Raw genomic sequence first — 21557 nt, 5'->3', positions numbered from 1 at the left:
AGCGAGCAATGGACGCATTGAAACAAGAGGACGGCGAAAGTCTGAACGTCGTCGAAGAGAACATCGAAGCGCTGAAGGCGATCTTTCCTGATACCTTCACCGAGGACGGTATCAATTTTGAAACGCTGCGCCAGTTACTCGGTGATCATCTTGCAGAAACTGAGGAAAAATACGGTCTGAACTGGCATGGGAAGAAAAAAGCCCGCCAGATCGCCCTCACACCATCAACTGGAACCCTACGCCCTTGCCCCGCAGAAAGCACCGACTGGAGGGAAACCCAAAACCTATTCATTGAAGGTGATAATCTAGAAGTGCTTAAGCTCTTGCAGAAGAGCTACGCAGGAAAAGTGAAGACTATATATATTGATCCGCCTTACAATACGGGCAACGAATTTATTTATCCGGACAAATTCCAAGACAACCTAGACACCTACCTAAAATACACAGGTCAGGTGGATGCCGGCGGAGCAAAATTTTCGAGTAATACCGAAACGGGAGGGCGAAAACACACCAATTGGATGTGTATGATGTATCCGAGGATAAAGCTTGCGAAGAACCTCCTTTGCGATGATGGCGTCCTATTTGTATCAATTGATGACAATGAACTTTCCAACCTCAAGAATATCCTCGACGAGATATTCGGAGAAGAAAATTTTCTGGGGTCTGTTTGTAGAGCCACAGGACAGACGACTGGTCAAGATAGTGGCGGTCTGGGAAGTTCCTTCGACTACCTGCTCGTTTATTCAAAGAATGCGGAGTTTGACTTGAGCGGGCTCCCTTTGACCGCAAAGGACATCAAGCGCTTCGACAATGAAGATGATCGAGGCAAATTCGCCTACGATCAAATGAGAAAGACTGGTTCGAATGATAGGCGCTCGGATCGCCCCAAGCTTTATTACGCTGTGCAAGACCCAGATGGAAATGACGTCTTTCCAATTGCGCCTGCTGGATATGAAAGCTGCTGGAGGTTCGAGAAAAAAACATATGAGAGGCTTTTATCGGATGACTTCATCCTTTGGAAAAAGACTAAGCGTGGTGATGAAGAAATTTGGTGGCCGTATGTAAAGTATTACCTGGAAGGGCGAACCAAGAGACCGTCGCCACTTTGGAATGATCTGGATGGCAACAAGAAAGCTGCACGAGATGTTCGCGCCCTCTTCGATGGGAAGAAAGTCTTCGACTTTCCGAAGCCAGTCCCTATGATCGAGCGTTGCATTCAAATTGCCCCGAATGCGTCTGAAGAAGATATAGTAATTGATTTTTTTGCGGGTTCTTCTGCAACTGCCCACGCAGTGATGTCCCTAAATGCTGCGGACAATGGCAGTAGAAGATTCATTATGGTTCAACTTCCTGAAAAAACTGAAAGTGACACTGAAGCGTATTCGGAGGGCTACCATACCATCGCTGAGATATCGAAAGAGAGGATTAGACGCGCAGCGAAAAAGATTCAGGAGGAGAACCCAGACTTCGAAGGTGATCTCGGCTTCAAACTATTCAAGCTGGACAGCAGCAATATTCGAGCGTGGAATCCCGATACGACTGACTTGGAAAAAAGCTTACTTGACCACGCCGAACACCTGGTCGAAGGCAGGAGCGAGCAAGACGTATTGTATGAATTGCTAATTAAGCGCGGTGTCGATCTGACCGTCCCAATTGAAGAGAAAGAAATCGCGGGCAAGTCAGTCTATAGCATCGGGTTCGGTGTGCTCTTCGCCTGCCTAGATACCGACATCGACAAGGACGCAATCGAGCCCTTGGCGCAAGGTATTACTACTTGGCACAAGGAACTTGAGCCCGTGTCGGACACGCAGGTTGTCTTTCGCGACAGCGCCTTTGCCGATGACATCGCCAAGACCAATATGACCGCCATTCTGGAACAGAACGGCATCGCTCATGTGCGCAGTCTTTAAGTTCGGAGGGCGCACATGAAACTGCATTTTGAAGATAATCTGGACTATCAGCACGCGGCGATTGGTTCGGTCGTGGACTTATTCCAAGGCCAAGACATCAACCGCACGGAGTTTACTGTTACCTACCGTCCCGATGACACGGGGCAAGGTTCCTTCGGTATCACCGAGAGCGAACTTGGTATTGGCAACCGCCTGGAGCTGCTGGATGACGAAATCCTTGAGAACCTGCGCACCATCCAACTTCGCAACGGTCTGCGCCCGTCAGAGTCCCTGACGAGCGGCGACTTCACGGTTGAGATGGAGACAGGCACAGGAAAAACTTATGTCTATTTGCGCACAATCTTCGAACTGAACAAGCGCTATGGCTTCACGAAATTTGTGATTGTCGTGCCGTCCGTCGCAATCAAAGAAGGCGTTTACAAAACGCTCCAGATCACCCGTGACCACTTCGAGAACTTGTACCCCATCGCCAAAGGGTACGAGTACTTTCTGTATGACTCGACTAAGCTCGGCCAGGTGCGGAACTTCGCGACGAGCCCAAACATTCAAATCATGGTCGCCACAGTCGGGGCGATCAACAAGAAGGATGTGAACAACCTCTACAAGGACAGCGAGAAAACGGGCGGCGAAAAGCCCATTGACCTCGTTCGCGCCACTCACCCGATCATCATCGTGGACGAACCGCAAAGTGTGGACGGCGGCTTAAAGGGCAAAGGCAAAGAAGCCCTGAATGACATGAACCCGCTCTGCACGTTGCGATATTCTGCAACCCATGTGGACAAGCACCACATGGTTTACCGCCTGGACGCTGTGGATGCCTATGAGCGGGAACTGGTCAAACAGATTGAAGTTGCTTCGCTCGAAGTTGAGGGAGGGCACAACAAGCCCTTCGTGAAGCTACTCTCGACCCACAACCGAGGCGGCTCGATCAGCGCGAAGATCGAAGCGGACTTCATGCGCGGCGGCAACGTGCGACGTGACATTCTGACGGTCGAAGACGGCGATGATCTGGAGCAAGAGACAGGTCGCGCGATCTACGAGAACTTTCGCATCGGCACGATCAATTGCGGTAAGGGCAACGAGTCGATGGAGCTGAGCATGCCAGGCGGCGAAGTCACCCTTCACCCAGGCGAAGAAGTCGGCGGCGTGAATCCTGATGACCTCAAGCGACTGATGATACGCCGCACCATCAAAGAGCATCTGGACAAGGAGATGCGTTTCGCCGCGCAAAAGCGCGATGTGAAGGTGCTAAGCTTGTTCTTCATCGACAGCGTGGAATTCTACCGCCAGTACGACGAGGACGGGAACATCGTGAAGGGCAAGTACGCCCTGATATTCGAGGAGGAGTACTGCAAACTCGCCAAGAGCGAAACGTACCAGACTCTCTTCGAGAAGGTCGATCTCGATATCGAGGCGGATGAAGTCCACAACGGCTACTTTTCCATCGACAAGAAGGGCGGTTGGACGGAAACGGCTGAGAACAACCAGACGAACCGCGACAACGCCGAACGCGCTTATAACCTGATTATGAAGGATAAGGAGAAGCTGCTGAGCTTTGACTCGAAGCTCAAGTTTATCTTCTCTCACTCCGCTTTGAAGGAAGGTTGGGACAACCCGAACGTTTTTCAGATTTGCGCCCTGCGCGACATGGGTTCGGAGCGCGAACGGCGGCAAACGCTCGGCCGAGGGTTGCGTCTCTGCGTTAACCAGGAAGGCAACCGCCTGCGCGGCTTCGATGTGAACACTCTGACCGTCATCGCAACGGAAAGCTATGAGCAGTTCGCAGAAAACCTTCAGAAGGAGATCGAAGCTGACACGGGCATCCGCTTTGGCGTGGTGGAAAAACACCAGTTCGCCAACATCGCCGTGACTTCCGATGATGGAACGACTGCGCCGCTCGGCGTGGAAAAGTCGGAGGCGGTATGGGACTTCCTGGAGGGCGAAGGATACTTGGATAGTCGTGGCAAGGTGCTGGACACCCTGCGAACGGCATTAAAGGAAGGCGCGCTAGCGCTTCCCGATGAATTCGGAGAACAAGAGGCGGATATCAAGGACATTCTGCGTAAACTCGCGGGCAAGCTGGAAATCAAGAACGCCGATGAGCGCGTGACCATCCGTACCCGCGAGGCGGTTTTGGAGAGTGACGAATTCAAGCAGCTTTGGGATCGGATAAAGCACAAGACCACGTACCGCGTGGACTTTGACAATCCAAAACTTATCGAGGATTGCGCGACGGCAATTCGGGACGCTCCACCCATCACGAAGACACGGGCTCGCTTCCGAAAGGCGGACATTGCCATCGGAAAAGGTGGGGTGCAGGCAAACGAAGGCGACACATCGATATTTACGACGATCAATGAGAGCGATATCGAGCTGCCCGATCTGCTTACGGACCTTCAGGACAAGACGCATCTCACGCGCAAAAGTTTGGTCGAAATCCTGACGAATAGTCGGCGTTTGCACGACTTCAAAAAGAACCCGCAGGAGTTCATCGACATAGCCGAGGAAGCAATCAACCGCGCGAAGCGCCTCGCGCTAGTGGACGGCATTCGTTATCAGCGTATCGGCGCTGACCATTTCTATGCTCAAAAGCTGTTCAAACAAGAGGAGCTGACAGGCTATCTTAAGAACACGCTGGAGACGCAGAAATCGGTCTATCAGCATGTCGTCTATGACTCGGCGGGCGTCGAAAAGAGGTTCGCGGAAGACCTTGAAGCCAACGAAGCAGTAAAGGTTTATGCGAAGCTCCCGCCCTGGTTCAAAATCCCTACGCCGCTCGGAACTTATAACCCAGACTGGGCTGTGTTAGTTGAAGATGATGGGCAAGAAAAGCTGTTCTTTGTTGTAGAAACAAAGGGCAGTGGATGGTGGGATGATCTTCGCCACAAAGAAGGGGCGAAGATCAAGTGCGGCGAAAGGCATTTTGCCGTGCTGGCCGAAGGCGACGCCCCTGCTCAATACATCAAATCAACTTCGGTTGAAGACATGCTCAAGCACGTTTAAGCGCCGACAACAGCGAATTTCAAGGGGCTGCGCTAAGCCCCTGATCCACCCTCAACATCGTAGATATGCGCGGTGTCACCACACCAAGGGCGCACCCGTTATCTCGCGGCTTAGCTTATGAAACTGGTTAGAAGCACTTATTGACTCGGCAGACTTCGATGATGCTTCGCAAACTGTTACGAATGAGAACCCAAGACTAACCATGTAATCGTTAGGGTGGATGAAAAGGTGGGTTTAATCGCAGGCGTATTGTATATGCGATTGTTTTTTAATGGTAATTTTTATTTTGTTGGTGCGGTCGAGAAGACTCGAACTTCCACGGGTGTTACCCCACAGCGACCTCAACGCTGCGCGTCTACCAATTCCGCCACGACCGCACTGCAAGTGACTTGGTAGAGGGGCGTATAGACGCTGAAGATCGAGATGTGAAGAGGCAAAAAACACGCCGGTTTGAATTCCCTTCCTGCGCCCATACCATTAGCTGCACAGTATCCCCATCACACCGACAGGAGCCCGGACATGACCACCACCGATCCCCGACCCGTCGTTCAGATCGACATTGTTTCCGACGTCGTCTGCCCCTGGTGCATTGTTGGTTTTCGACAGCTTGACGTGGCTCTGAAACAGGAAAACGTGCTAGCACGCCTGCGGTGGCATCCGTTCGAACTGAACCGCACGATGCCGCCCGAAGGTCAAAACCTGCGCGAGCACATCATGGAGAAATACGGAACGACGGCCGAGCAGAGCCAGCAGGCCCGGGATCGATTGAAACAGTTGGGCGCAGAGCTGGGGTTTGCGTTCAACTTCGACGATGACAGCAGAATGGTGAATACCTTTGCGGCGCACCAATTGCTGGACTGGGCTGAAACCCAGGGACGTCAACATCCGCTGAAACTGGCGTTGTTCCGAGCGTATTTCACCGACCAAAAGGACATCTCGCAAACTGATGTCCTGCTTGATGCGGTTACTGCGACCGGGCTGGACGCTGACGCCGCGCGATCAGCGCTCGAATCCGGTGCGCATGTCACCGCAGTCCGCCAAAAGCAGGAGTTTTGGACCAGCAAGGGTATCTCGGGCGTTCCGTCGATGGTGTTTGGCGGTAAATACCTTGTAACCGGGGCGCAGGGCACGGACACTTACGCACAGATTCTACAACGCTGCCTGTCCGAGGCCGCCTGACCCCTTTTCCTTGCCACATCTGCGCGATATGGAACCGCCATGGAATGGAAGATCACCGACGGGTTAACCGACTATACCGAAGCTGTTGCCTTCATGGAGGCGCGGGTGGCTGCAATCGCTGCGGGCGAAGCGGACGAATGCGTATGGTTGCTGGAACATCCGCCGCTTTACACGGCAGGCACCTCAGCCCGGATCGAGGACCTGACAGATCCTGACCGGTTTCCGGTTTATGAAGCCAAACGCGGCGGGGAATACACCTATCACGGCCCCGGTCAGCGCGTTGCCTATGTCATGCTGGACCTGAACAAGCGCGGCAAGGACGTGCGGGGTTTTGTCAAAAGGCTTGAAAACTGGGTGATCGCCGCGCTGGCGGAATTCAATGTGCAGGGTGAAATCCGCGACGGCCGCGTCGGTGTCTGGGTGCGCCGGGATGACAAGCCCCTGACCGCCACCGGCCAGCCCGCCGAAGACAAGATCGCAGCCATCGGTCTGCGCCTGCGCAAATGGGTCAGCTTTCACGGCATTTCCATCAATGTCGAACCGGATCTCGAGCATTTCTCGGGCATCGTTCCCTGCGGCATTGCCGAGCACGGGGTCACGTCGCTGGTCGATCTCGGTTTGCCGGTAACGATCGAAGATATCGATATCGCATTGCAGAAAACGTTTTCGGATTGCTTTCAACCGGTCGAAGCCTGATCCGGATTCGAATCGCTGTTCGTCGAAATTGGGATTAACAATCTCTCGCCTCTGGTTTTTTTGTTTCCGAACCTACGCGCATTTCGCCAATTTGCCTAAAAGTTTTGAGTTTAATTGGATGAAAGCTCACTCCGAGGAATACAAGTCGCGCGTTAACGGGTATGCTATCCTTACCGTTCTAGAGTGAGTGGTGTGTTAAACCGGTGATCTCGGGAAACTGGGAATTCGGTAAAGTGTTTGGTTACGAGTCTGCCGTTCCGACCCCAAATCGGAACGGCAATTCCCTTTCAGGACCCTTGCAAATTGTCATGCCCAAATCGGGGCAACGTCGCACGCGTTTGGTCGGCGCGCTCCAACTCCAACGTGACATGCCCAATTTCGAACCGTGCCTTCAGGGTGTCTTTTACTATCCGCCTTATGGTTTCAGCGTCCGTCCAGTTCAGGGTGTCGATCTCAAGATGCGCAGTCAGCGCCGCTTCCCGCTCCTGCATGCTCCACAAGTGGATATGGTGGACGCCAGCCACACCCTCTGTTTCTTCGATAGCGGAGGCTACGACTTCGGGCGTCAGATCGGGCGGTGCACCCAGCATCAGCACTCGGATGGTTTCCCCAATCTCGGATTTAACGTGCCACAGAATATAAACCGAGATCAGGATCGTCACTGCTGGGTCGACCCATGTCCATTCAAACAGGATTACGGCGGCTCCGGCGACTATGACAGCAACCGACCCCAGCGCGTCAGCGACATTGTGGATAAAGGCGGCACGTATGTTCATGCTGTCTTTCGACATCGTATATGTCAGCGCGGCAGTGATGAGGTCGACGACCAGAGCAAGAGCCGCGATCCAGACGACCATCCATCCGTTGACAGGCTCGGGCTGGAAAAACCGCATCACGCCTTCGTACAACAGATACACCGACAGCACTATCAGTGTGGTGTAGTTGACCAGTGCCGCCACCACCTCAGCGCGACCATAGCCAAAGCTCATGCGCGGATCAGCGGGGCGGCGGGCAATCTTGCGCGCGAAGAATGCGATGATCAGGGCGATTGCATCCGAAAAATTGTGTAACGCGTCCGCGACAAGCGCCAGAGACCCCGAAAGAATGCCGCCAATAACTTGCGCCAAAGTTAGCAACATGTTCACCGCAATCGCTCCTGCGACACGCAAATCACCCGCGTCCGGGTCTATGTGATGATGGGTGTGTCCCTCGTGGCTGTGATCGTGTGCCATAGTGCCTTTGTTCCTTGTTTTGGCTGCACAGCCTATGTAATTCCTCTAGTCACTAGAGGTTCAAGAGATGAGAGCACAAAAATGTACTCAATCGGAGAGCTTTCCCGTCGAACCGGCGTCAAGGTGCCCACAATCCGGTTTTACGAAGACAAAGGGTTGCTACCACAGCCGGAAAGAACAGCCGGAAACCAACGCCGCTTTGACGATGCCGCGCTAAAACGGTTGCAGTTCATTCGCCATGGACGGGACCTTGGGTTGCCCTTGGCCGACATCGAGGCATTGCTGTCACTGGAAGGCGCCCGGGGCACCGATCTGAACCGGGCGCATGAGATCGCCGAACGTCAACTTGCAGACTTACGCGCGCGTATTTCTCAATTGCGCAGGCTTGAGTCGGAGTTGTCTCGCATCGCCTCAGCCTGTGACGGTGGGCACGATCATGTGTGTGCTGTGCTCCACACTTTTGGCGACCACAGCGCTTGTTTGGGGCCGCATGATGGTAAGGGCTGATCAGGCCAGAGCTGCTTTGATCTTTTCCGCGTGCTGCGCAATCAGATCGAAATCACCCATCTGGCCCGGGGCACGCAGCGATACGCCTTCATGGCGCGGCAGGACGTGGAAATGCAGGTGGAAAACCTCCTGCCCACCTGCGGCCTCATTGAATTGCTGGACAGTGACTCCGTCCGCGTCAAATGCCTTGACCACCGCCCGCGCCAGCTTTTGTGTGGCGGAGGTAACGGCGACGAGTTGCTCAGCCGATGCATCCAGCAGGTTTCGGCAGGGCGTTTTCGGAATCACCAGCAGGTGTCCGTCCGACCGTGGCATGATATCCATGAAGGCCAGCGTATCTTCATCCTCATACACGCGGGTCGAGGGGATTTCTCCGCGCAGGATTTTGGCGAAGATGTTGTCGGGATCGTAAGCGGCCATATCAAGTCTCCGATTTCGGGTATTGAGGGTAGTTCTGCGATCCTCACCCCTTTGGGTCAAGGCGGAACTCTGCCGCGCCGCGCGAATGGATGTTAGCGGCCCCTTGAATTTACGGAGACAATCGCCAGATATGCCCGGTTCAGGGCCAAGAACTCGCGGGTTTTCCTCCAACCCGCGACAATTAATCTTGATCCAGATCAAACTCGGCCATTGAAGGCGCCTCTTTCGCATTCTAAAACCAGCAGTAATACCGCGCACCGGAGAGGTCCGGCAGCGCGGTCAGTTGCAACAGGAGGCACCTATAATGGCAGACGCAGCCATTCATGGTCACGGCCATGAAGACCAGCGCAGCTTTTTCCAGCGCTGGTTCATGTCGACCAACCACAAGGACATCGGGATTCTCTACTTGGTCGTTTCGGCATTGGCCGGTCTGATCTCGGTTTTGATGACCGTTTACATGCGGCTCGAGCTGATGCACCCCGGTGTTCAGTATATGTGCCTGGAAGGCTTCATGGCCGACCCATGTACCCCCAACGGGCATCTGTGGAACGTTATGATCACCTATCACGGTGTTCTGATGATGTTCTTCGTTGTCATCCCCGCCCTATTCGGCGGATTTGGCAACTATTTCATGCCGTTGCAGATCGGCGCGCCGGATATGGCGTTCCCGCGGATGAACAACCTGTCCTTCTGGCTGTACGTCGCCGGTACCTCGCTGGGTGTTGCGTCGCTGCTGGCGCCGGGCGGCAATGACCAAGCCGGCTCGGGCGTGGGATGGGTTCTGTACCCGCCGCTGTCCACGACCGAGGGCGGCATGTCCATGGACCTTGCGATCTTTGCCGTACACGTATCGGGCGCCTCCTCGATCCTCGGCGCGATCAACATGATCACCACCTTCCTGAATATGCGTGCCCCGGGCATGACCCTGTTCAAGGTGCCGCTGTTCAGCTGGTCGATCTTCGTCACGTCGTGGCTGATTCTGCTGTCTCTGCCGGTTCTGGCGGGCGCGATCACCATGCTTCTGATGGACCGCAACTTCGGCTTCACCTTTTTTGACCCGGCCGGTGGCGGTGACCCGATCCTGTATCAGCATATCCTCTGGTTCTTCGGCCACCCGGAAGTGTACATCGTGATCCTGCCCGGCTTTGGCATCATCAGCCATGTGATCGCCACCTTCGCGCGCAAGCCGATCTTCGGCTATCTGCCGATGGTTTGGGCGATCATCGCGATCGGTGTTCTGGGCTTTGTCGTATGGGCGCACCACATGTACACCGTCGGCATGTCGCTACGTCAGCAGGCATACTTCATGCTGGCCACAATGGTCATCGCAGTTCCGACCGGGGTTAAGGTGTTCTCGTGGATCGCGACCATGTGGGGCGGCTCCATTGAGTTCAAGACGCCCATGCTGTTCGCCTTCGGCTTCCTGTTCCTGTTCACCGTTGGCGGTGTGACCGGTGTGGTGCTGTCGCAGGCGGGTATCGACCGCGCCTATCACGACACTTACTATGTGGTTGCGCACTTCCACTATGTGATGTCGCTGGGTGCCGTCTTTGCGATCTTTGCTGGGGTCTACTTCTACTTCTCCAAGATGACTGGCCGTCAGTACTCGGAGTTCTGGGGCAAGGTTCACTTCTGGCTGTTCTTCATCGGCGCCAACCTGACCTTCTTCCCGCAACACTTTCTGGGCCGTCAGGGTATGCCGCGCCGCTACATCGACTACCCCGAAGCCTTCGCTCAGTGGAACTTCGTGTCGTCGATTGGTGCGTTCATTTCCTTTGCCTCGTTCCTGCTGTTCTTTGGCATCGTAATCTATGCACTGCTGCGTGGTGCAAAAGAGACGCGTCCGAACCCGTGGAACGAGTACGCGGACACGCTGGAATGGACCCTGCCCTCGCCGCCGCCCGAGCATACGTTCGAGCAGTTGCCCAAGCAGGAAGACTGGGACAAAGGCCACGCGCACTGATCCCGCTGTTCGGAAAACACGGAAAGCCCCGCCTCGTGCGGGGCTTTTTTGTTTTTCCTCCCCACTTGGCCAGCAGTTGCGTAGACACATCCGGTTCCCTGAGAATTGTATTCAGAAATTGATTTTCATGACGCACCTGCAAAAAAACAGATGCCGTAAAGCTGGCAGAACCATCAGCGGCAGTCTGATTTCCCCAATTGGAAGGCAAGGCCAGTCGCGTCGCGTGACTTGTGAATCTCCAGGCCAGACGGTTATCGGAAAAGGCACAACAGCGGTAAATCAACAGGTTCTGGCACGTGGCCCTGATGGATTGACTGGCTCGGTTTACGGCTGCCCAGGGTCAGCGCGTCGATGGAATACACGTTTGAAAGGAACGTCACCGATGTACCGGGCTCGGCATTGTGTCGGACAATCGAGATCGATATGCGCCAGACGACCGGTTTCAGTGATCCGCATCCACCCGCGCAAGCCGTCGAAAAAGCGTTGCTCTAAAATACGCAACATCACTCTGGCCAGTCTCGCATTTCAAGCAAAGTTCGAAAAACCGACCGTTTTAGGATATGATACGAATTGAAACTCTGGGATCGGAGTGATCACATGCCCGAAATTGATTTTTGGTATTCCATCGGCAGTACATACAGTTTCCTGACCATCATGCGTCTGGACGACTGGTGCGATGAGCATGAGGTCTCAGTCAGGTGGCGGCCGTTCAATGTGCGCAGCGTGATGAAGGACCAGCAGAATATTCCGTTTACAGGCAAACCAGTGAAATCCGCGTATATGTGGCGGGATATCGAGCGTCGGGCCGCAAAGTACCACATTCACGCCAAGTTGCCCGCGCCTTACCCGATCTCTGACCTGGCGCTGACCAATCAGGTCGCCTTGCTGGGAATGGGCGACGGGTGGGGCAAGAACTTCACCCAGACGCTGTATCGCATCTGGTTCGAAGAGAATGTCGAAGCTGGCAGCGAAACCGCCATCACTGAAGCGCTACACAGGTGTCAGCAGGACCCAAGGCTGGTGCTGGCCCGCGCTCGCAGCCCCGATACTGTGGCAGCCCTTGAAGCCGAAACGGATCATGCCGCAAAACTGGGGGTGTTCGGCGCTCCCAGCCTTGTCGTCCGCGGTGAGGTTTTCTGGGGCGATGACCGGCTGGACGATGCGCTGTCATGGGCGCGCGTCGGGCATGTGGCCTAATCATTTCGCTTCGACAAGCAACTGCATTACGCTAGTTTTCCGCCATGCCCTACCGATGGAAACATACCTCTGCAACCGAACAGGAACTGCGCCTTTGGCCGCATAACTCGCTACCGCGCCGCGGGGCGATGATCGTGATCCTGTCGGTTTTTCTGTTTGGGCTGATTCCACTTCTGGCGGTGCTGGGGTCGGTCATCCTGTGGGGCCTGCTGCCTTTTCTGCTGCTGACCGTTCTGGGCCTGTGGCTGGCCATCCAGAGCAACTATCGCGCCCGTAGCGTGTTCGAGATTCTGACCCTGACCGGCACAAAGGCGCATCTGGTCCACCATGACCCACGAAGCGGCCAGCAAGAATGGACCTGCAACCGCTACTGGGCCCGGCCTGAGATGCACAAGCAAGGCGGGCCAGTTCCAAATTATGTCACGCTGACCGGAGACGGACGCGAAGTGGAAATCGGAGCGTTCCTGTCCGAAGACGAGCGTATCGCGCTATACGATGACCTGACGCAAAAACTGCGCGAACCGGTCGCGCAGCAATAGCAGTCTCAGAATTTATCAGGTGTCAGCAACCGCCGTTCGACGCGGCGCAGAGGTGGTCTTTGACCATCGGGCCAACTTTGCCGAAATCCATCCGGCCGGTATAACGAGTCTTGAGCTCGCCCATGACCTTGCCCATGTCGCGGATTGATCCTGCTCCTGTCGCGGTGATCGCCGTCTGGATAGCTTTTGAAACCTCGTCATCATCCAACTGCTTGGGCAGGAATTCCTCGATAACCTCAACCTCGCGCAGTTCCCGTTCCGCCAGATCCAGGCGTCCGCCCTCTTCGTAGGCGCGGGCGCTTTCCTTGCGTTGTTTGGTCATTTTCCCAAGGATTTCAAGAACCTCGGTATCGCCGCATCCCTTGGCCTCTTCGTTGTCGGAGGCCCGCGAAGCGATGTCGCGGTCTTTGATTGCAGCGTTGATCAACCGCAGCGTCGACAGGCGCTCGGCATCTTTGTCTTTCATTGCTTGCTTCAGGGCAGAGTTCACCCGTGATCGCATATCCATATGATCTGTCCATCCCCATGGAAAAGGAACCCCGACCATATCGAAACAAAAAGCGCGACACAACCGGAAGTGAATATTGCTAACTCATTGATTTTCCACAATAGCGCAAAATTTGAACAGACTTGACCCAGCGCCACAACCCCCTTAGTTATGCGCCGATTTACCCAGCAGGAGAGTCGCCCGATGGCCCAGAACGCCCCGTCCAAGCCCACCGCATGTCTGGCATTGGCCGACGGAACATTGTTCTACGGGATGGGCTTCGGTGCCACCGGCCAAACGGTGGCCGAGTTGTGCTTTAACACTGCCATGACCGGATATCAGGAGATCATGACCGATCCCTCTTATGCCGGGCAAATCGTGACCTTCACTTTCCCCCATATCGGCAATGTCGGCGTGAACCCCGAGGATGACGAAACCGGCGATCCGGTTGCTGCCGGGATGGTGGTCAAATGGGACCCGACCGATGCGTCCAACTGGCGCTCGGCCGAAGAGCTGAAAACCTGGCTGACCCGCCGTGGTCGGATCGCGATCGGTGGTGTGGACACTCGCCGCCTGACCCGCGCCATTCGTCAGCAAGGCGCGCCGCATGCGGCACTGGCCCATGATCCCGAAGGCAGTTTCGACATTGAGGCATTGATTAGCGCCGCACGTGGCTTTGCTGGACTCGAGGGCATGGATCTGGCCAAAGAGGTCACCTGCGCCCAAAGCTACCGCTGGGATGAGATGCGATGGGCTTGGCCCGATGGCTATACCCGCCAGGAAGCCCCGGTGCACAAGGTGGTTGCCGTCGATTTTGGCGCCAAGCGCAACATTCTGCGCTGCCTCGCCTCGGCTGGCTGTGATGTAACCGTTCTGCCCGCCACCGCAACCGCAACAGAAGTGCTGGCGCACAACCCTGATGGCGTTTTCCTGTCCAACGGTCCGGGCGATCCGGCAGCCACTGGTGAATACGCCGTTCCAATGATCAAAGAGATTCTGGACACCACCGACCTGCCCGTCTTTGGCATCTGTCTGGGCCACCAGATGCTGGCGCTGGCTTTGGGCGGTCAAACCGTCAAGATGAACCACGGCCACCACGGCGCGAACCACCCGGTCAAGGATATGGAGACCGGCAAGGTCGAGATTACCTCGATGAACCACGGCTTTGCGGTAGACGCGCAGTCTCTGCCCGAGGGTGTGATTGAGACCCACCGGTCGCTGTTTGACGGGTCGAACTGCGGCATCCGCATGACCGACCGCCCGGTCTATTCGGTGCAGTACCACCCCGAAGCCTCGCCCGGCCCGCAGGACAGTTTCTACCTGTTCGAACGCTTTGCCGACGCGATGGCGGACAAGAAAGCAACCGCCTGATGCGGCGATATGATCAGAGTTAACCCGCTGTTAACCCTAATTGAGCAACCCTGACGCCAACTAAAAGCGTCAGGGTTGTTTCGTTATGGTCGAACTGAACCTGCAGCATTTCGCGCACGCCGCGCCGATACCTGCTCAGGAACGCAAGCCTTTGGGGGCTTGTCTTGTCGACCGTGGCCTGATCACAAAGGCGCAGCTGGACGAAGCTCTGTTCCTGCAATCCTGGCAACAGGCCCCGCTGGGTGAAATTCTGGTTGCCGAGGGTTGGGTCAACCGTCAGGACGTTCTAAGCGCCCTGTCCGAGCAAACCGGCCTGCAGATCGCTGATCTGGACAACTCGCCGCCATCTACCGATCTGTGCCAGATCAAGCCTGTTGACTTCTGGCTGTCTCATAACGTCATCCCCTGGCGTCGCTTGGGGCCCATTCTGCTGGTCGCCACAGCGCGGCCCGATTTGTTTCCGGATGTGAAACGAGAACTTGGGCATACCGGGTACACCATTATCCCGGTACTAACCGACACAGATCAGATCGATAGCGCCATCGCGCACGTGTTCTCCACCCCTTTGGCCGAAGCGGCCGAATCCCGTGTAGATCTTGACCAGAGCTGCCGATCCTGGACCCCTAAATCCCGTGCCCGACCTGCGGCCGCGCTCGCGGGCCTTGTGGTCCTGTTTGCCGCCTTTCCCCTAACCGCGTTCGCCATTCTGGTGGCGGCTGCCGTGATCAGCCTGATCCTGTTTCTGACTCTGCGTCTGGCCGGTCTGCTGAGTTTCATTTGGCATCACTGGACACGCTCCACCAAAGCCCGCCCCCCCAGCTCGCCGCTGGCTTTGCCTTGCGTGTCCATTATGGTGCCGCTCTATAAAGAGAGGGAAATTGCCGATGCCCTGATCCGGCGATTGCGGCGGCTGACCTACCCCAAGGCACTGCTGGATATCATTCTGGTGCTGGAAGAAACCGACGAGGTGACGCGATCCACACTGGCGCAGGTTGATCTGCCCAGCTGGATCAGAACCGTCGAGGTGCCTGCCCTGAACGGCCTGACCACAAAACCCCGGGCCATGAACTATGCGCTGGATTTCTGCAGGGGCGATATTCTGGGCGTCTGGGATGCCGAAGATGCGCCGCAGCCAGACCAGATCGAACGCGTCGTCCGGCACTTCGCTCAGGCGGGCGACGATGTGGTTTGCCTGCAGGGTATCCTGGATTACTATAACCCCCGCACCAACTGGCGATCACGCTGCTTTACCATCGAATACAACAGTTGGTTCCGGGTTATCCTGCAAGGTATTGCCCGGCTTGGACTTGTTGTGCCGTTGGGCGGGACCACGTTCTTTTTCCGCCGTGACAAGCTGTTGGAGCTGGGCGGCTGGGATGCCCACAATGTCACCGAAGATGCCGATCTGGGTGTAAGACTTTGCCGGGCGGGATATCGTACTGAAATGGTCGATACCGCCACTTTCGAAGAGGCCAACTTTCGCGCCTGGCCATGGGTACGGCAGCGCTCTCGCTGGCTCAAGGGGTTCATGGTCACCTACATTGTCCACATGCGGTCACCGCTGCGATTGCTGAGGGAACTCGGCCCTTGGCGATTTTTTGGCGTACAGGCATTCTTCCTTGGGACCGTTGGACAATTCCTGCTGGCTCCGGTCCTGTGGCTGTTCTGGCTGTCGACCTTTGGCCTGCCCGGCCCGCTTCATCCGATCCTTGCCGATGCCGGGCTTAGCGCAATGTTCGGTCTGTTCCTGTTTGCAGAGGCCGTCAATACTCTTGTTGGCGCCATAGCAGTGTCCGCGCGCGAACGGCGTTTCCTGCTGCCGTGGGTGCCGACAATGCCGCTGTATTTTCCGCTGGGCGTCCTGGCTGCGTACAAGGCCTTGTGGGAACTACTGCTAGACCCGTTCTTCTGGGACAAAACACAACACGGTCAGGCCAGCGAAGAGGACCTGCCGCACTGACGGTCAGCTCTCGCGCCGGATAGCATCCTGTTTCAGGCGCGTCATGAAGGCGACCGAGATATGTTCCTTGAGGGCGCGTCCGGCGGCTTCTTCGTCGCGGGCTGCGATTGCCTCGACGATCCCCTTGTGTTCGCTCTGCGCAATCTCACCCCGGCCCTGCGCCGCCAGCGACGTCGTTGCCATCAGCGCCATGGTGCGATGTACAAGGTCCAGTTGCTGCACCAGATAACGGTTATGCGAGGCCAGATGAATCTGTTCATGAAACCGCCGGTTCGCCCGTGACAAGGCCGTCGGGTCATCGACCAACGCGTCATCGGCGGCGACCATTTCCTGCAGAACCTTGATCTCTTCTTCGGTGGCGTGCTTGGCGGCCAATTTCGCGGCCAGACCCTCCAACTCGCGCCGCACCACATACAGCTCGGCCATCTGGTTGTGGTCCAGCGAAGCCACAATCAGCGAGCGCCCGTCGCGTTCCAGCAGGGATTGCGTTTCCAGCCGCTGCAGCGCTTCGCGGATCGGCGTGCGCGACACCCCGAACCGTTCGGCCAGCTCGCTTTCAACCAGACGGTTGCCGGGCTTGTAAACGCCCACGTCAATCGCTTCGAGAATTAGGCTGTAGGCGTCTTTGGACGGCTGTCTGGATTGGGGCATCGGGTGGTTTGTCTCCTCGTTCGAACATGTCTATCCGTCACTTGCCCCCGGGATCAAGAGCGGCATTGAAAACCGATGCCCAGCACCCTAAACCAAACCCATGGTCAAACCTGCCTTTTCTCACGTCACCCACTGGGTGTTCGACCTGGACAACACGCTCTACCCGCCACATATGCGCCTGTTCGATCAGATCGAGGTGCTGATGACGGATTACGTGGTGCAAGCCATTGGCGTGGACCGGGCTGAGGCGGATCGTCTTCGCTCGCACTATTGGCGGCAATACGGCACTACGCTGGCTGGGTTGATGGCCGAGCACGATCTTGACCCGGACCCATATCTGCACGCGGTTCACCAGGTTGACATGAGCCACATGGACCCAGACGTGGATCTGGCCGATCACATCCGATCCCTGCCCGGGCGTCGCATTGTCTACACCAACGGCAGCGCGCCCTACGCCGAACGCGTTCTGGACGCGCGCGGCCTTAGTGGCTTGTTCGACGCGATCTATGGGGTCGAACACGCGGACTATAGGCCAAAGCCGGAAAAAGCCGCGTTCGAGGCGATCTTTGCCCAAGATGGAATCGACACGACCAAGGCTGCGATGTTCGAGGATGATCCGCGCAATCTGGCCGCTCCGCACGCGATGGGAATGCGCACCGTTCACGTCGCACCCGAACCGCACGAGGCCGACCATATACACCATCACACAGACGATCTGACCGCGTTTCTGGCGCTTCTGCGATAGGCTGTCACACTGCGACGATCTGCACATTTTGCAGGTGCAGCATCACCCCTATATGCGCCTCAGCGACGAACAGAACCGGAGATTTCCATGAGCGCGATCGAGATGCCTCGGCGCCTGCCCATCTGGCAGCGCCTGTTTTTTGCAATCCCCGTTTTCGGCTGGCTGGCAAAAGATGCCGCCAATGGCGAGGCCGAAGACTGGTACTACACGGCCGCCGCGATTGTCAGCATGTGGGGATGCTCGGCCCTGCTGTTTGGCCTGCCGGGGCTATATATCCCTGCGGTCATGATGGTGCCGGTGATGTTCCTCATCCTCATCCTGATCTCACGCGGCTGACACACGGGACAGGATGTCACTTGGCACCCACCTTGTAACCGAACTAGTTTCTGCCCAAGATTTCGGAGACCAAGGCCATGAAAGACAGCTGTGACATCCTTATTTCCGGCGGAGGAATCGCCGGACTGACCGCTGCAGCGGCCTTTGGAGCTGCCGGGTTCGACGTAGTTTGCGTCGACCCCACTCCGCCCATTACCGAGCGTGACGTGGACGGATCCGACCTACGGACTACGGCGTTTCTGCAACCGGCGCATGGGCTTTTGGAACAATGCGGGTTGTGGCAGCGACTGGATGAACACGCCGCCCCCCTGCAGATCATGCGCATCGTGGATGCGGGCGGCGATGTGCCCGAACCCCGCGTGGTGCGCGATTTCAACGCCGCCGATATCTCGGACCTGCCCTTTGGCTGGAACCTGCCCAACTGGCTGTTGCGGCGCGAGATGGTGGCCCGTCTGACCGAACTGCCCAATGTCGATTTCCGCCCCGGCACAGGCACCGTCAGCCTGTTCACGCGCACCGCCGAGGCCCGCGTGGGCCTGAGCGATGGCAGCCGTATACGCTGCAAACTGGTGGTCGCCGCGGACGGGCGCAATTCCCCGATGCGCGAGGCCGCGGGGATCAACGTGCACACCACTCGTTATGGCCAGAAGGCGCTGGCATTTGCGGTTACGCACCCGATCCCGCACGAAAACGTCTCGACCGAGATACACCGCTCGGGCGGGCCGTTCACACTGGTCCCCCTGCCCGATTGGCAGGGTCAGCCCTCATCCGCGATTGTCTGGATGGAACGCGGTCCTCGCGCGGTTGAATTGTTGAACACCGATGCCGAGGCGTTCGAAGCTCTGATGACCGAACGATCCTGCGGGCTGTTCGGGCCGTTGAAACTGGCATCGCGCCGAACCATCTGGCCGATTATAAGTCAGTCGGCGGAACGCCTTTCGGGCGAGCGCATCGCCCTGATGGCTGAGGCCGCTCACGTGGTGCCACCCATCGGTGCGCAAGGATTGAACATGTCACTAGGTGATCTGCGCACTCTGTTGGACCTCGCCCAGGCTCGACCCGAAGGTCTGGGCGATGCGCAAATGCTGGACGCCTACCACAAAGCCCGCCACTCGGAGATCGAGATGCGCGTCAAAGGCATCGACCTGCTGAACCGCGCCTCGATGATCGAGGCACGGCCACTGCGCGATGCGCGGGCGATGGGGCTGAATGCGCTCTATTCTCTGCCTCCTGTGCGCAAGACGTTGATGCAGATGGGCCTCGGCGTACGCTGAGGCCCCCAGGTCACTCAGAAGATCACAGTACCTGATCCAGCACGCGCTTGAGTCGAGCAATTGTGCCATCTACGTCATACAGCTTGTCCAGCCCGAACAGACCCAGACGGAAGGTACTGAACCCCTCGGGCTCATCGCATTGCAGCGGAACACCGGCAGCGATCTGCATACCCAAGGCGGCGAATTTCTTGCCGTTCTGAATCTCGGGATCCGAGGTATAGCTGACCACAACCCCCGGCGCACCGAACCCATCGGCGACCACAGACACGATGCCCTTGTCCTTCAGCATCGCCCGTACACCGTTGCCCAAAGCCCATTGCGCATCGCGTAGCTTTTCAAAACCGTAATCGCGGGTCTCGTTCATCGTATCCCGGAACGCCTGCAGCGCGTCAGTCGGCATCGTGGCGTGATAAGCATGCCCGCCATTCTCATAGGCCTGCATGATCTGACGCCACTTCTTCAGGTCAACGGCGAAACTATCAGAGGTCGTCTCCTCCAATCGCGCCTCGGCCCGTTCGGATAGCATGACCAGACCGGCACAGGGCGAAGCGCTCCACCCTTTCTGCGGGGCTGAGATCAGGACGTCCACTCCAGTTGCCTTCATGTCGACCCAAGCACAGCCAGAGGCGATGCAGTCCAGCACCATCAACGCGCCAACCTCATGCGCAGCCGCCGCCATGGCGGTCACATAGTCATCCGGCAGAATCAGACCTGCTGCGGTTTCAACGTGCGGAGCAAACACCACATCCGGACGTTGTTCTCGAATAGTTGATACCACCTCTTCGATCGGTGCTGGTGCAAACGGAGATGGGCTCGAATTGCCGGTTTGACGCGCCTTGAGCACCATGGCCGACGCCGTCAGATCTGCGGATTCGACGATCTGGCTCCAACGATAGGAAAACCATCCGTTACGCACGACCAGAACGTTGGCTTTGCGCGCGAACTGTCTGGCCACGGCCTCCATTGCATAGGTCCCACCGCCCGGGATTACGGCAATACCGTCCGCGTTGTAGACATCTTTCAGCATGTTTGAGATGTCGCGCATGACGGTCTGAAACCGGGCCGACATGTGGTTCAGGGAACGGTCGGTGAAAACAACCGAGAACTCCTCGAGCCCATTGGGGTCAATGCTATCCAAAAGCGCCGGCATGATTTGTCCTTTCAAACAGTACTCGGGCAACGTGAATCTTCTGGCGAGATTGGTAAAGCAGTTTTCTTGCGCCGACAATTGACGCCACGGAACTTTATTTCCCCGTGAATTTTAGGTTCGAAACTGCACCATATAACCCCCGAAGTGACGCCAAATAGTGTCACCACCCCTTTACACCCAGAGGTGTTTCTGAACAGATACATACACTTTGTAGAAGAAAGGTTTTGCTCCTCGTGACTGCTCAAAAGCGGATCAGTTTTCAGGTTGTACGGGACGAAGTTAAACGTCGCATTGAAAGCCGAATCTGGCCTCAGGGATCTTTGCTGCCGACGGAAACGCAGCTTGCCGAAGAATTCAATTGCGCGCGCGCGACCGTAAATCGCGCCCTGCGGGAGTTATCCGATCAAGGATTTGTAGAGCGTAAGCGCAAAAGCGGCACGCGGGTCAAAAAAGAACCCAGCAAACACGCGAAACTCGAGTTTTCGCTGGCGCGCCAGGCCGTTGAGAATCAAAACTCGACTTATCGTTATGCTCTTGTCGAACGTAATGTAGTGTCCAGTCCCGGTTGGCTGGCCTCGCAACTCAGTGTCTCACCAGACGCGCGCGTGCTGCATGTGATCTGCATGCACTATGCCGACAACCGCCCATTTCAGCTGGAAGAGCGCTGGATCAACATCGATACCGTACCCGAGGTCGAGAATGCCGATCTGACCTCGCAAGGCCCGCATGAATGGCTGCTGAACATAGCCCCCTTTACTGAAGCAGAGGTTGCATTCTGTGCGATTTCCGCCGACGGGAGATTGGCCGAATTCATGGGAACCACGGCCGGCACATCGATGATCCAACTTGAACGCACGACCTGGAAAGATGGTGAGCCGATGGCCTTCGCCCGAATGACCCATCATCCCGGCTATTGCATTCGCACCAGATACTGACC

General features: G+C 56.6%; 19 protein-coding genes and 1 tRNA gene. 14 read left to right on the top strand and 6 right to left on the bottom strand.

The window, feature by feature from the left end; translation table 11 throughout:
- Positions 1-8 precede the first annotated feature (8 nt).
- Positions 9-1910, top strand: a complete 1902-nt coding sequence (locus ACR1XY_RS02635; RefSeq protein WP_480589645.1) for a site-specific DNA-methyltransferase — start codon at positions 9-11, stop codon at positions 1908-1910.
- A 15-nt stretch (positions 1911-1925) separates the two neighbouring features.
- On the top strand, positions 1926-4913 hold the full coding sequence (locus ACR1XY_RS02630) for a type III restriction-modification system endonuclease (protein WP_480589644.1): 2988 nt from the start codon (positions 1926-1928) through the stop codon (positions 4911-4913).
- A 290-nt stretch (positions 4914-5203) separates the two neighbouring features.
- On the opposite strand, the gene ACR1XY_RS02625 is transcribed toward ACR1XY_RS02630, so the two are convergent.
- Positions 5204-5290, bottom strand: a tRNA-Leu gene (locus tag ACR1XY_RS02625).
- A 142-nt stretch (positions 5291-5432) separates the two neighbouring features.
- Between ACR1XY_RS02625 and ACR1XY_RS02620 the strand changes: the two genes are divergently transcribed.
- Together ACR1XY_RS02620 and lipB are read left to right on the top strand one after the other, a co-directional pair.
- A complete protein-coding gene (locus ACR1XY_RS02620; protein ID WP_480589643.1) occupies positions 5433-6092 on the top strand; it encodes a DsbA family oxidoreductase in 660 nt (219 codons plus the stop codon).
- A 39-nt stretch (positions 6093-6131) separates the two neighbouring features.
- On the top strand, positions 6132-6788 hold the full coding sequence (gene lipB / locus ACR1XY_RS02615) for a lipoyl(octanoyl) transferase LipB (RefSeq protein ID WP_480589642.1): 657 nt from the start codon (positions 6132-6134) through the stop codon (positions 6786-6788).
- A gap of 287 nt (positions 6789-7075) precedes the next feature.
- On the opposite strand, the gene ACR1XY_RS02610 is transcribed toward lipB, so the two are convergent.
- Positions 7076-8020 carry a cation diffusion facilitator family transporter gene (locus ACR1XY_RS02610; protein WP_480589641.1) on the bottom strand — a complete coding sequence of 315 codons (945 nt, stop codon included), beginning with the start codon at positions 8018-8020 and terminating at the stop codon, positions 7076-7078.
- 81 nt (positions 8021-8101) lie between these two features.
- Between ACR1XY_RS02610 and ACR1XY_RS02605 the strand changes: the two genes are divergently transcribed.
- A complete protein-coding gene (locus ACR1XY_RS02605) occupies positions 8102-8527 on the top strand; it encodes a MerR family transcriptional regulator (protein ID WP_480589640.1) in 426 nt (141 codons plus the stop codon).
- Here the strand turns inward: ACR1XY_RS02605 and ACR1XY_RS02600 are convergent, their stop codons facing one another.
- Positions 8528-8947 (bottom strand): HIT family protein, encoded by a 420-nt coding sequence (locus ACR1XY_RS02600; protein WP_480589639.1) that lies wholly within the window; start codon positions 8945-8947, stop codon positions 8528-8530.
- Positions 8948-9251: 304 nt separating this feature from the next.
- On the opposite strand from ACR1XY_RS02600, the gene ctaD reads away from it, so the two are divergent.
- The 3 genes from ctaD to ACR1XY_RS02585 all read left to right on the top strand — a co-directional run bounded on the left by ctaD (position 9252) and on the right by ACR1XY_RS02585 (position 12646).
- Positions 9252-10910, top strand: a complete 1659-nt coding sequence (ctaD, locus tag ACR1XY_RS02595) for a cytochrome c oxidase subunit I (RefSeq protein ID WP_480589638.1) — start codon at positions 9252-9254, stop codon at positions 10908-10910.
- A 597-nt stretch (positions 10911-11507) separates the two neighbouring features.
- Positions 11508-12107, top strand: coding sequence for a DsbA family protein (locus tag ACR1XY_RS02590; protein WP_480589637.1), 600 nt, complete (start codon positions 11508-11510; stop codon positions 12105-12107).
- Positions 12108-12151: 44 nt separating this feature from the next.
- Positions 12152-12646: a DUF2244 domain-containing protein gene (locus tag ACR1XY_RS02585; protein ID WP_480589636.1), complete on the top strand. Its 495-nt coding sequence runs from the start codon at positions 12152-12154 to the stop codon at positions 12644-12646.
- Between the two features lie 22 nt (positions 12647-12668).
- Here the strand turns inward: ACR1XY_RS02585 and ACR1XY_RS02580 are convergent, their stop codons facing one another.
- Positions 12669-13154, bottom strand: a complete 486-nt coding sequence (locus tag ACR1XY_RS02580; protein WP_480589635.1) for a GatB/YqeY domain-containing protein — start codon at positions 13152-13154, stop codon at positions 12669-12671.
- A 183-nt stretch (positions 13155-13337) separates the two neighbouring features.
- On the opposite strand from ACR1XY_RS02580, the gene carA reads away from it, so the two are divergent.
- Both carA and ACR1XY_RS02570 read left to right on the top strand, forming a co-directional pair.
- Entirely contained in the window at positions 13338-14504 is a 1167-nt protein-coding gene (gene carA / locus ACR1XY_RS02575; protein ID WP_480589634.1) for a glutamine-hydrolyzing carbamoyl-phosphate synthase small subunit, read from the top strand.
- Positions 14505-14589: 85 nt separating this feature from the next.
- A complete protein-coding gene (locus ACR1XY_RS02570) occupies positions 14590-16464 on the top strand; it encodes a glycosyltransferase family 2 protein (RefSeq protein WP_480589633.1) in 1875 nt (624 codons plus the stop codon).
- A gap of 3 nt (positions 16465-16467) precedes the next feature.
- Here the strand turns inward: ACR1XY_RS02570 and ACR1XY_RS02565 are convergent, their stop codons facing one another.
- Positions 16468-17115, bottom strand: a complete 648-nt coding sequence (locus ACR1XY_RS02565; protein ID WP_480589632.1) for a GntR family transcriptional regulator — start codon at positions 17113-17115, stop codon at positions 16468-16470.
- A gap of 100 nt (positions 17116-17215) precedes the next feature.
- Between ACR1XY_RS02565 and ACR1XY_RS02560 the strand changes: the two genes are divergently transcribed.
- The 3 genes from ACR1XY_RS02560 to ACR1XY_RS02550 all read left to right on the top strand — a co-directional run bounded on the left by ACR1XY_RS02560 (position 17216) and on the right by ACR1XY_RS02550 (position 19470).
- Positions 17216-17860 (top strand): pyrimidine 5'-nucleotidase, encoded by a 645-nt coding sequence (locus ACR1XY_RS02560; RefSeq protein ID WP_480589631.1) that lies wholly within the window; start codon positions 17216-17218, stop codon positions 17858-17860.
- Positions 17861-17947: 87 nt separating this feature from the next.
- The gene (locus tag ACR1XY_RS02555; protein WP_480589630.1) at positions 17948-18196 is read left to right on the top strand and encodes a hypothetical protein; all 249 of its coding nucleotides are present in this window, start codon (positions 17948-17950) and stop codon (positions 18194-18196) included.
- 77 nt (positions 18197-18273) lie between these two features.
- Positions 18274-19470 (top strand): UbiH/UbiF family hydroxylase, encoded by a 1197-nt coding sequence (locus ACR1XY_RS02550; protein WP_480589629.1) that lies wholly within the window; start codon positions 18274-18276, stop codon positions 19468-19470.
- A 22-nt stretch (positions 19471-19492) separates the two neighbouring features.
- Here ACR1XY_RS02550 and ACR1XY_RS02545 read toward each other — a convergent pair whose 3' ends face one another.
- Positions 19493-20620 carry an aminotransferase class V-fold PLP-dependent enzyme gene (locus tag ACR1XY_RS02545; RefSeq protein WP_480589628.1) on the bottom strand — a complete coding sequence of 376 codons (1128 nt, stop codon included), beginning with the start codon at positions 20618-20620 and terminating at the stop codon, positions 19493-19495.
- Positions 20621-20853: 233 nt separating this feature from the next.
- Here ACR1XY_RS02545 and ACR1XY_RS02540 point away from each other — a divergent pair, with 233 nt between their 5' ends.
- Positions 20854-21555 (top strand): GntR family transcriptional regulator, encoded by a 702-nt coding sequence (locus ACR1XY_RS02540; RefSeq protein WP_480589627.1) that lies wholly within the window; start codon positions 20854-20856, stop codon positions 21553-21555.
- Positions 21556-21557 lie beyond the last annotated feature (2 nt).

The organism is Ruegeria sp. AD11(2025) (assembly GCF_056542405.1).
Note: the sequence above shows the minus strand (reverse complement) of the source record. Positions and strands in the feature narration are given on the sequence as shown.